Source organism: Oceanispirochaeta sp. M1 (assembly GCF_003346715.1).
GTDB lineage: Bacteria > Spirochaetota > Spirochaetia > DSM-2461 > DSM-2461 > Oceanispirochaeta.
In genome coordinates this window covers 1-12,312 of record NZ_QQPQ01000074.1, presented here as the reverse complement: position 1 = coordinate 12,312, position 12,312 = coordinate 1, and the positions used below count along the sequence as shown (strand labels likewise).

Annotated in this window: 8 protein-coding genes; 4 read left to right on the top strand and 4 right to left on the bottom strand. The window is 43.4% G+C overall.

What is annotated here, in order from left to right:
* Positions 1-418: 418 nt before the first annotated feature.
* Positions 419-733, top strand: coding sequence for a hypothetical protein (locus tag DV872_RS24930; RefSeq protein ID WP_147283267.1), 315 nt, complete (start codon positions 419-421; stop codon positions 731-733).
* Positions 734-759: 26 nt separating this feature from the next.
* Here DV872_RS24930 and DV872_RS24925 read toward each other — a convergent pair whose 3' ends face one another.
* Entirely contained in the window at positions 760-2,589 is a 1,830-nt protein-coding gene (locus DV872_RS24925; RefSeq protein ID WP_114632687.1) for a HEAT repeat domain-containing protein, read from the bottom strand.
* Positions 2,590-2,617: 28 nt separating this feature from the next.
* On the opposite strand from DV872_RS24925, the gene DV872_RS24920 reads away from it, so the two are divergent.
* Positions 2,618-3,451 (top strand): UTP--glucose-1-phosphate uridylyltransferase, encoded by an 834-nt coding sequence (locus tag DV872_RS24920; RefSeq protein ID WP_114632686.1) that lies wholly within the window; start codon positions 2,618-2,620, stop codon positions 3,449-3,451.
* A 19-nt stretch (positions 3,452-3,470) separates the two neighbouring features.
* Here DV872_RS24920 and DV872_RS24915 read toward each other — a convergent pair whose 3' ends face one another.
* Positions 3,471-3,854: a hypothetical protein gene (locus tag DV872_RS24915; protein ID WP_114632685.1), complete on the bottom strand. Its 384-nt coding sequence runs from the start codon at positions 3,852-3,854 to the stop codon at positions 3,471-3,473.
* A gap of 39 nt (positions 3,855-3,893) precedes the next feature.
* Positions 3,894-4,781: a glycosyltransferase family A protein gene (locus tag DV872_RS24910; RefSeq protein ID WP_230391684.1), complete on the bottom strand. Its 888-nt coding sequence runs from the start codon at positions 4,779-4,781 to the stop codon at positions 3,894-3,896.
* Positions 4,782-4,845: 64 nt separating this feature from the next.
* Here DV872_RS24910 and DV872_RS24905 point away from each other — a divergent pair, with 64 nt between their 5' ends.
* Positions 4,846-5,736 carry a cation diffusion facilitator family transporter gene (locus DV872_RS24905; protein ID WP_158547176.1) on the top strand — a complete coding sequence of 297 codons (891 nt, stop codon included), beginning with the start codon at positions 4,846-4,848 and terminating at the stop codon, positions 5,734-5,736.
* Complete coding sequence (locus DV872_RS24900; RefSeq protein ID WP_114632683.1) at positions 5,733-7,076, top strand: hypothetical protein; 1,344 nt, start codon at positions 5,733-5,735, stop codon at positions 7,074-7,076. The genes DV872_RS24905 and DV872_RS24900 overlap by 4 nt, the downstream gene beginning before the upstream one ends.
* Here the strand turns inward: DV872_RS24900 and DV872_RS24895 are convergent.
* A partial coding sequence (locus DV872_RS24895; protein WP_114632682.1) for a FlgD immunoglobulin-like domain containing protein occupies positions 7,077-12,312 on the bottom strand: 5,236 nt, incomplete at its 5' end. It abuts the gene before it with no gap.

Genomic DNA, 12,312 nt, shown 5'->3' with positions numbered 1-12,312 from the left:
GTTAAACAAATAGTAGCACGTTGGGACCGCTTTGCGGTCCCTTTTTGTAGTAGGTCAGGTTCTATTCAATATATACATAATTAAAAAGGGCTGCTGCTTTAGTCTATTAGACTTTTGCAACAGCCCCTTTTTTTTTGCACAAAAACCTACCACGGGCATCGAACCGACATGAAGCGCGCCCGATCAGGGCGGAAGTGAGACACGCCCTTAGGTCTAACGGTAGCTACCGAGAGGTAGCATTTAAATCTTTGCTATGAGATGATACTCTACAGAAAGAACAACGCCAGCGGAATGAGGGGCCTGGAGTGAACCAGCAGGATGCTGGAGAACGAAAGGGATGCCCGTCGCCTCCGAGAATCTTAACAATTCACCGTAAGTTACTATTAACCAGATTAGAGAACCATGATATATTCCTGATGTGAGTGTTCAATCATTAGCATATAATTCTTTCTCAGATGGAATTCAGAAAATCAACCACAAATCATTGCAGCCCATTCTGGATACTGTTTGTGCGGGTGTATTCCCCGGTTCTCAACTCTATCTATATTTTCGAATGTATACCGCATGGGAAGAAGCTTTGGATCCGTCAGAATTTATTACAGACACAGCATTTATTTATAAATATCAACTTCCCCGGGAAGAGAGAACAGAAGCTCTTATCGTAAAGCACTTTAACACCCCGGAGCATATCAAAAATATCTACCGGATTCTTATAGAATCCTGGGTCAGCTAAAAGATACCACCAGAGAAAGAACTGGACTAAAGATTTTGAGGAATAGGACCGTTCTGTCGCGGGAGGGTTCTGAAATAATCATAATCTCTCACTACCGTCTGAATATCCAGGGAATAACGGAGAAAGATAAGCATAGCAAGGCTTTGAATATCTGAAGTCAGAGCCCTCCAGCTTTCAGACAACTGCTGCCGGTTATACAGGTAGCGGGAAACCAGAGCCACATCCTCCCTGCTTGTAAGGGCACCGCTGCGTAGAGCAGAATCTCGGGCTGTTGAAGCAGAACGCTCAAACAATGACGCCGTATCCCTGAGTTGTTTTGACTCTGTAAGCCAGGCTTCCTCTCCACTGTCAAAGTAGTAATGCATATAAGTAAAGGAACTCTGCCGGCTCAACTCTGCCGAGATCAGTGCATCCTCCCACTCTTTGTAAAAGAAAAGATAGGGGTAAGACTCCCTGTTCCGTATCCCTCTGATGTCCTGATACTGCCTTGTACTCAATTCAATTTCATAAAGGTTTTTCAGTGCAGTAAGATTACGACTGGGCAGATCCACATGATTTAAAAATGTGATGACCTCTTCCTGACTCAGGGTCTCAAAAAAATAAAAAATATGGTTAACGGGATATTCAGATTTGTCAAAATCATAAACCAGGGAAGAAGCCCACTGTTCAGTAAGCAACAGAAGAGCCTGATACTTGATCTCCTCAGTTCCGGAATCAAGAGTATCAACAAGAACCGGAAAGGCATCTACCGAGAAAGAGCGTACCGTTTCAACAGCACTGAGACGAATAAGAGATTCATCGTAATCGAAATACTCAATTACACGAACAAGACCTCTCTGATCCTGAAAACGTCTTATCAGATCAAAAGAGAGAAGAAGAGCCTCAGTATCCATAAAAGGCATACGGGCCAGAAGCTCGGGGACACAGTCTCCCCCCTGGCGGTACAGTACCTCTGCAGATTTTGCTGCAATCAAAGCATCTTCATCACTGAGGAGATCAACCAGGACGGGTATACTCTCAGGCTCCAGAATTCCATCAATTAGTTCAAGAACACTCAGGCGTAATTCTTTATTAGCTGTAAACCTCATGGTCTCATGAAGAGCCGGAAGAGCTTTTCGGTCAAACTCGGATATTCCGAAAATCGCCGCTGTCCGGATATCAGGAACGGGGTCCAGTATAAATCCTATAAGAGAAGGAATAATTTCAGGATTTTTAAAACGGGGAAGAGTCTCTACTGCGGTCTGCCTCACAAGGGGCTGAGGACTCTGCAGCAGAGTCTGAAACCAGGGATGCTCATACTCATTCAATGCAACGAATCCTCTGGATGCGCTGGCCCGGACAGTGGGACGGGGATCACTGAAAAGAGTTAAAAGATATACCGAAACATCCTGACTCTCTTTTTTTCGAATAAGATCAATTGAAGTATAGAGAGTTTTTGATTTGCTTGAGTTCAACCCTCTTAAAACAGCTTTATATGAATCCTCCCATTGGTCCATGAGGACTCTCTGGGCCTCAGCTGATACATTATCACTATCATCAGAAACTGCCGTAATCAGAGCATCATAGAGGGGCTGTGAGGGATTCTGTTCTATCAGACGGACAACTGCCTGACGGATCTGCGGATCAGGTTCATTCAGAAGATCAATCAGAATATCTTCATCACTGCTGCGCACCGTATAAACACGGTTCCGCTTGAGGATCTCTTCCATGATAGTCTGCCTGTCATTCTCAACTGTAAGACGTAGAGGATCCAGTACGGAACAGGCAGTCAGACTAAGGAGAGAGAGAATAAGAATGATGATGCTTAGATATCTTCTGTTGATTTTTTCATCCTCCTCAGACCATAATGCAGTCAAAGTCTAATCCTCTTCAGGAGTTTACACCATGAAAGGTATAATTGTCGCCGCAGGTTACGGAACACGTTTCCTACCTGTAACAAAAACTATCCCTAAAGAAATGCTTCCCCTAATCAATAAACCCTCTATTTCCTTTATCATTGAGGAATTTATTCAGTCGGGTATTAAAGATATTATCATCATATCTTCCCGAAGAAAAAAAGTTCTCGAAGATTTTTTTGACAGAGAAATAGAACTCGAGTCCGTTTTCAAAAAAGAAGGCGCCACGGCCAAGCTTGAATCCATTACTCCCGGAAATGCCCGTTTTGCCTTTATCAGACAGATGGAGATGATGGGAACCGGCCATGCCCTCCTGCAGGCAGCGCCTCTTATCGGAGATGAACCTGTTGTAGTCGCCTACCCCGATGATATCCATATGGGAGATAAACCCCTTTCCGCCCAGCTGATCGACTGTTACAAAGAGACCGGTTGCTCCGTCCTTGCCACTATACACAATCCTCCCAACCTGGAACGCTATGGTGTCCTGGATCTTGCAGAAGATAAACTTCATGTAAAGGGAATGATTGAAAAACCAGCGGCCGGACAGGAGCCCAGCAAAGAAGTTTCCATCGGACGCTACCTCTATACACCCGAGTTCTTCAAGTATCTGGAAGAAGGCTGGGAAAAACATACAGGGGGAGAATACTACCACCTCTATGCACTGCAGAAACTGATGGATCAGGGTAAAGTTATCTATAAAGAGACAGAAGGTGAACGCCTGGATACAGGAGAACCCTCAGGATTTCTGAGAGCCACTCTCCGCTATGCCATGCAGGACCCCGAACTGAGAGCCATCATCAAAGAAGAAGCTGCAGGGCTCTGAGTCCGGTATGATTTCTCTCTCAGCTTTCCCCCGGAACAAAAGATCCAAAAGTATATTGCTCCTGGGGAAAGAGCTGCTTTTTCCTCTCTGCAATAGAGAGTATCAGCTCCCGTGATGCCTGATGAAAACGATCACCGACCTGCATATAGGGTTTCAGGAAGTGATCAAGCTCCTCATCAACCTTATCCTCAGGAGCAAATGTAAGATTCCATGAGAAAATCAGAAAAAAGAAAAAAAGCTCTCTGTCTGTGATAAGTTCGGAAAAAGGTTCACCCAGTTCAAGGAGAATTTCTTTAACCTCTTCCACATCCTTCAGCCTTGCTCTTCCAGCCTGACTATCGATAAAAAACTGCCCCATAATCTGATTATCAATTCTCCGCTGTTTTTTCTTTTCTGATCCCATATTTATTTCCTTTTAATAAATTATTTTCCAATTTAAAGCTTAAGAGAGTGACGAAGGTGAAGTGGCAATAATTTCGTAATACCCTGCCATATCGAGGTATTCCTGCCCTTCTTCTTCCTTATCCCGTTTCATACAACCTCTGCCGTAAACACTGCATTTTCTGGAAAGTTCCCTGGCGGCAAGTTTCTGAAGATCCACTGTAAAAAACGTTTGATCCACAAGATCCTTTAAGCCTCTGATCCTGAAAATTTCTATCTGTCCATATTTTTCTGACAACTGATCTCCATGACCTGCCCGCTTGATGGTCATTGGTTCATCCAGAAAAGAAATTTCGTAGACTGCCGTCAGACGAAGCCAGTATTCATAATCTTCAGCTATCTCCATATCTCTACGAAAACCATGAGTTTCCCTGTATAAATCTCTGCGCATCATGACCGTCGAAGGACCGATAATGCATTTTTTCAGGGCATCTGTGAAGATGAAACCTTCTCTCTTATGATCCATACCCGCCTGAGAAATAATCTTTCCCCGACGATTCCATTCTTCTCTGGTATGAGAAATCAGACAATCAGGATGATCCTTATGAACTGTCTCATACTGATGGAGAAGCTTACCCGGACGCCAAAGATCATCAGAATCCAGAAAAGCTGTAAATTCACCTTCTGCCCTCTCAACACAGCTATTCCGGACAGCACCGGGGAAACCTGAATGATCCAGTTCCAGTATCTTAACAGAGATATCTCCCTCATAATCGGATAAAAAAGAGCGGATCACATCCAAAGTATGATCTTCTGAGCCATCATCGCCGATAATAAGTTCGAGAGGCCTGTAAGTTTGAGCCAAAACCGATTTAACAGCCTCAAGGCATTGATCGGGGCGGTTATACACAGGAATAACTGCTGAAATAAGAGGGTAATCCATATCCATGACTCATTTTATCATGAGACTGCAACGATTGGACAGCCGGCCTTTACACATAGGAGCCCATTTAATGACAGAAAAAAAAATCCTCTATATCTCACTTGCAGCAACACTTTTTTTTGCATTATTCGGTACAACATGGGGACTGTACACCAACTCAGGAATGATTATTTTCGACGGAATATACTCTTTTATCAGCCTGGGACTGACCTCCCTTTCACTGGTAGTTCTGAAAGAGATACATAACCATAAAGATGATGAACACTTCCCCTTTGGAAAAGCTCATTTTGAACCTCTTCTGATAATTTTTAAATCCGTCATGCTTATGGGAATGTGCCTGATATCTTCTGTAAATGCTTTATCAGATATCCTGGAAGGGGGACGCCTTGTGGATCCCGGACTGGCCCTGATTTATGCAGTAATCAATACATTGGGATGCATAGCCGTAGCCATAAAAATACGAACCGTAAATAGAAATATAAATTCCGGTCTCCTTGATGCAGAGTATAACCAGTGGCTGGGAGACACCCTCCTCAGCCTGGGCGTTTTACTGGGTTTCGGGATTTCCTACATCTCCCTGGGGACAGGTTACAGCTGGATCAGCCCCTATGCAGACCCGGCCCTGGTATTACTCATGTCAGGTATTTTCATTGCCTTTCCTATTAAGAGTTTCATCTCTGCTTTTAGAGAATTCCTCTATATTGAGGCCGATGATGAACACAGAAAACCAATTCAGTCAGAAGCAGAACGGATAGCCTGTGAACTACAGGCTGAATATAAACTGCGAATGGTCGTTGTGGGCAGAGAGATCAGTATTGAACTGAATTTCCTAGTAAAAGACAAAATCCTGAAGGTCCGGAAAATGGATGAGATTCGAAGAAGATTGGAAAAAGCAGCACTTACCATCCGGGAACAACACTGGATTAATGTAAATTTCACAGAACTAAAGGAATGGTTATGATTCAAAAGAGTTCTGAACTTGAGAAATCTCAGTTTGAGAAGTATGTTATAGGTATGAAACGAGTTATCCGAATACTGGGGATTTCAGCAGCCCTGCTATTATTATTCAGCTGTGATGAACAACTCTTTACAGAGTACGATGGACAGAGCTTCCTATCCACCACCAGCCTGCAGACAGACAGCTGGGAGCTTATGCCCGATTACTCATTTGTAAGCGGCACAGATGCAACTAGCTATATGGATTACAGCCTGGACAGCAGCACAGGAGGTCCTAATGGAGGCCCCTCATATAGATTAGAGATTAAAAACCTTCTGAAGAATGGTGATTTTGAGACAGGATTAACTACTGAGCCCTGGTTTCTGTATAATAGTTCAACAAAGTTCGTAGATACAGGAGATATACCGGGAACACTGGAGATTATCAACTCCGGATCTTACGAAATAGACAACAATACTGTACGGATAAATCTTAGTACTGACGAAAGGGCAAAAATAGTCTTAACAGATGCCTTGATAAATTCAAATACATACTCTCCCAATAAAAGCTATTTCTTTAAATATGATTATAGAACGGGTTCACCTCTGAATATTTTCTATATTCCTCAATGGGACTCTACAACGACAGAACCAGACCTGGGAGACTATTATTACTTTCAGTCCTTTGGTGGAATCGGAGGATCTTCCGACCTCCAGGATATAAGCATCAGGAATACATACCCACCACTTGATCCTACAGTAACAGAATCAAGAAGCCCTAACAGAATAACAGCCTCAGGTTATTCTGTTTTACTAAACACAGACTCCCTGACTTTTGCCGGTTCATCACAGGGTGGATCCTATGATAACATGATGGTTGTCAGGTCTCCAGAGGGTGAGTTTGACCTCAAGCTTAGATTAAAGATGAACCTGGATCACAGAACTGACCTGGAACTGATATCAGGATATTACCGTTTTTCGGTCTGGGTTAAAGAAGCAGATCTAAGCGCTGTCAATAATTGCTTCCATGCAGATCGTATTGAACTGGGAATACAGGGATATGACTCAGAAAACCAGCTGAACGTGGAAGACTACCAGGTATTCTATGAGACACAACTTCTTTCAGACCTCTACTCTCTGAGAGACGGAGGCAGCTACTCAGGAGACTGGAGCAGCGGATGGACTCAGCTTATTCTGGCATCAGAAAAAAACATTCAGCTTCCTGATATTTCTGAAGAGACCGTCATGGAACTGAGTATTTCTCCTTCAAACCCGGGAATTACAGATAATAGCTGGAACAGACTTTCTGCCGGCTCAATTCTAATTTCGGAACCAGTCCTGGAGTATTCTTCAACACCCTGGTAATTACTTAACAACCATTATCTTTCGAATCTCATCCATATCCGGACCGACAACCCTTACAAAGTAAACACCCCGGGCTACAATATTTCCACCGTGATTTCGTCCATCCCAGACATATTGATAAGAACCCTCGGCCTGTCTTCCTCTATGGAGGATTTTGACCAGGTTACCATTTAATGTGAAGATCTGAGCCGTTACAACACCTGGAGTGTCTACTTCATACATCAGTACAGCATGGTCCCCATTATTTGGATTGAGTACATTATTCAGAATAGTAACTCCACCTCTCTGCTTACGGATATCTTCCACCCTGAACTTCCAGGGCTCAAAACTCCAGATATCGCTGCTGTTTGATAAACGTACACAGGGCAAGTTATCCAGCATAAAGATGAATTCCATTGTATTTCCGACTTCCATATCCGGGTCAGTGGATGAAATAATAAAATTCTGCAATCCATTCCCAAGGACTTCAGATGCATTAACATAACGGGCCGAAAAGTTCCCGACAGGTGCAAGCACAGGATGATACACAGGGAGCCATAGGTCATTTACAACCTGAGAATCGGATACATTGGAATCAAAATACATACTTAAGGAAGTATTTTCCGCCGCAGAAGCATTAATACGGATCTGCATCAGGATGTCTCTATCCATCAGGCGTCCCGTACCATCAAAGACTCTCATTGATGTTCCTGATTGAATCGATTCTTCATGTATACCGTCAGAGGCCCAGACAGGTTCCACCAGATCTATACCAAGGTCAGATACTCTATGAATAAACTTATCCCTGTAGGGATTACCTTCAGCATCATAAATTGAGAGGGGTCTGATGACAATTCTACCCGTGATAATATCATTACGTGTTAGAGAGTCCGAGAGATGGAAGATATACTCTTCATTTGCAACACCCCCCGGATAATCCTCAACAGATGTGATTGACAGGGATCCTCCTGTATAATAGACATCTCCCGCATCAATATCTGATGCTGCAGCCTGATCACCATAAACCGCTTCAGAAAATTTTACATAAATCCAGTTATTTCCCGGCATAGAGAGTGACAAAGATATCTCGGGTGGAATACTTTCAACAGCCCGTATTCTGGTAAATGTTCTCAATCTGTTTCCGGCAAGATCCGTTAAATACCCTTCATCCTCTTCATATCCTGCCCACATTTTCGTCAATGTGTCCCAGGAATGTCCTGTATCATTAATAGTAATTCTAAAATACGGATCATCAGGAGGAAGGATGCTATTATTCGGATCAAATTTATCATTGTTGACCTGAGTCGAAAATGAAAGGTTTTCAGTATTCAATAACGGCTCAACACCAGAACTTTCAAAATAGAAGGAATTAATGGTCTGTAATGAATTATCCCGGACTCCCTTATTGGTATCCACGTGATCAGTTTCCGTATCCCAGACAGGTAAGGCTACACCGAATTGATAATAATCATCCAGAACATGATATTCGAAGCGATCCAGGGTGGTATTCAGGTTCGAGTCAAGTGGAACAATTTCAATAATACCGCTGCTACCCCCGATTGTGTAACCAGGAATGCCGGGAGGATCTATATCCCACCCGGTTCCAGCAACAGTAATCGCACCTGTTGTTATCTTTGCACCATTACCGAGAACATCCCGGATATTGCTTGATACTATACCAGCATAATTTGCTGGCTGCATAATATCCATTCCGCTCCGCCCCAAGTATCCAGGCCAGGATGTTCCATCATGATATGCAGCTACATTTATCTGAAGCTCATATGGTGCATTTCCTCCTGTTCTTTCAAGAGTGTTTATCTGTGCGAACCCGGTGGTACCGGAATAAAAACCTTCGGATTCAGAACTTTCGGCATGAACAGATCCATCGTAGGTCATAATACCGGTAATGGTAACATCTACATTGGCCCCCTGATTATTCTGGATATCACCGAGATAATCAGAACCGTTCAAGGGATAAACATCGCAACTCTGATTAATAAAATTAGTAGCTGCATTGATGTGTGTGGTTAAACCGTCATCAGTTGTTACAATAATAGGTTCTGAATAAGCGGCAAGTATATAATTGTGATAGTCATAATCTGTACCGGTTGCACCATGATTACCTATTGTTACATCAATAAGAACTGGTGGACAGGAATCAGATGCAGCCTGAAAAGCAGCAACACCATTATTCCCATAATTTGGAAATTGATTTTTTCCACCCGCATCATAAAATAAAGACTTCAGAAAAGTTAGGTCAGGAATTGTTGTCTGGTGTGCTCCGGAAGCATCTGTACTGGCAGCTCCTCCCAATGAAGCATTACTGGCATCTGTATTCCAGGTAGTTGCGACTCTGATGATGAAAGAGCTCAAGTTACCCGGAATATCAGTGGAACCGTTTGACGTTCCATCATCATTGATGGCAACAAGTGTTTCAGTAACTTGTGCACTACTTCCATTAGCCATCAATAATCCCTGACCAATTATAGAAGAGATTTCATCATTGACATTGGCTATTGGTTCTGTAAATGTCAGTAGAAACGCATCATCCCATATAGTCTCAACAGAGATTAAATCCGGATGATCAAAATCCCAACCTTGTACTGGACCAATAGGATTATACTGAATATTTCCACCATTATTTGTAATATTATTATTAGTATTTACGCCTGCAGGAATAGCAGCAGCAATACTCCCGCCGCTAACCTGTGAGTTTTGTACACTCATATTAAATGCGATATTATAGGGAGTACCCCAGTTTGTAACTGTGTTCAGTGAATTGAATAGCGGCTGAGAACTACTGTTATTCCTTAGGTTAAGATTCCAATTACCTGTAGCAGTTAGATCAACTCCATTTACATAAAAATTTCCAATGGTTCCTGTACCAACATTAAGAGTAAGATTTACCAAGTCTCCAAAAGTTGCATCATAACTGAGTGGATTATATGCAAGGGAAGCCAAATCGGGATAATCAAATCTGGTATCTGCAGGAGTCCAATCCGGATCATCTACCGTATATCCAACACCTCCACCAAGGGCAACAAAATTTTTACCAAGATTGTTACTAGTAGAAAGAGTTCTTACACCGTTGAAATCGATATTGCCATTAAAAAATGCAAACAAACCACAAGTTATATCTGTATAAATAGTTAATGTAAAAGTAGGGAAATTCAGATATATATCACCGATATTAATCAATGCCGCAGCTGCAGCATTACCAAAAGTCATTGATGAGGCTCTGAACTCACCATCACCAGAAAGTAAGATTCTAGTTCCACCCTCAGTATAATCAGGAGCTGGGGTTAAATCGGGACCAGAATTATATGTCTGAGTTCCGCCAGTAGAGTAATATCTGCCATCTAGAGTTATTGCGTTTGTAACTGTAACACTGAGATTACCAGTAATTCCTGCACCTGCTGCCCCGGCAACACCAATAGAAAATAACTCTGCATTTCTTGATGTATTTATTGTTAGGGCTGTTAATGCCGTTGTATCTCCAACCGTCCCATCAAGAATGATATTACCTGTACCAGCATTGAGATCTAAGGACTGAGCATTATTGATAGTCCCCGAAATTGAAATATTTCCTGCTGCAGCTCCTGTATCAAGGTCGACATTATTCCCTAATTCAACATTACCACTGTACGATATATTACTATTAGTAGTTGAATAATTAGTACCTGACAACTGGATAGTTGTTGATGTAATATCCTGTATACCCACAGTTGTAACATCGTCTCCAATATCACTGAGGCTGGCACTTGCTACAGTTAAGGAATTAAGAGCTGGGGCTCCCCCAACCTCTCCTGTCACAGTGATTATGCCGGTTCCCGCTGTGAGGGTAAGGTTGGAGCCGCCGTCAATGGTACTGCTATAGGTGATAGCACCGTTACTCGTGGCAACAGCGACATTCCCCGTTAGATCTACTCCATTGGTATAAACAACAGCCGATCCGTTTGTCGTCACATCGCCTGCTGTACTCAGAGCTCCGCCGAAGGTCACCGTTCCACCAGCCAGAGTCGTCGTGATATCCCCTGCAGCAACCACCGTCGTCAGCCCTGTAGCATCCAGGCTGATCACTCCGCTGGTACTGGAGATTGTGTTGTTGATATTCAGTGTTCCCGTCGTATCCACATCAACAACACCCGTGGCACTGGCAACTGCTCCATTCAGGGTCACAATGCCTGTATGATTGATTGTGATACCGCCGGTTCCGCCGCTGGAATCGATCCCGGGGGCTGTGAAGTTCACACCGCTGCTGCTAAAACCTGCAGCTCCTGTGACCGTACTGTTTCCTCCAAGGAGAACATTACCGCTGCTGGTAAACGCGGCACTGGCTGCCACAAGGGTCAAACCTGTTGTCACCGAACTAGAAGCGCTTACAACAAGAGCTCCTATGGGAATTCCCGAGCCGACAGCTCCGGTAAAACCAACCGCTCCGGTTCCACCATTGATGCTAAGAGCCTGCGCGCCATCCACTGTTCCCGCAAAACTGACAGCTCCGGCTCCCGTGGCATTCACATCCAGCCCGACGGCCGTGAGGTTTACATTGTTATTGAACGTTATAGCTCCTGCGGCTGTGGTCAGGGCATCGGCTCCAAGATTCGTGACTCCACCGGATGTGAAATCGAGTATTCCTGTTGTACTACTTACAATATCATTGATTGTCAGGACTCCGCCGGAGTTCAGCGTTACATTTCCTGAACCATTTGCTATTACAGTTTCACTGACAGTCATTAAACCACCAGCTGTTACAATTGAAATTAAACCATCACTAGCCGTTGTATTGACACCAACTATAGGACCAACTCCACCAATTGTAAGAGCATCTGCTTCAGAAAAATAAATATCATCACCTGCAGTAGCTTCAAGGGTTGTGAGATCGGTTTGTATAGGAGTACCCAAAATACCGATACTTCCCGTTATATCGAATTCTCCATTAACCGCGGAAACAGTACCTGCACTTTGAGTAAGATTTCCACCACAGTTTACTGTAAGATCTCCCCCTATATTCGATGCAACAAAATCGACTCCTGATACAACATTGATCAAATCAGCATTACCTGCTCCATTGGTGTTAAGCCCAACACTTCCAGTGTAAGTACTGGCTCCATCCAGAGTAATGGCAGCGCCTCCGGCATCGGTGGTAAAAGTACTATTTCCACTAACTGAGACTGCACCATCATCACTAATGAGTCCCCCGGATGTGATAATCAGATTTCCTGAGATTGTAAGACCGGCCTGGATAAGAAAGGCA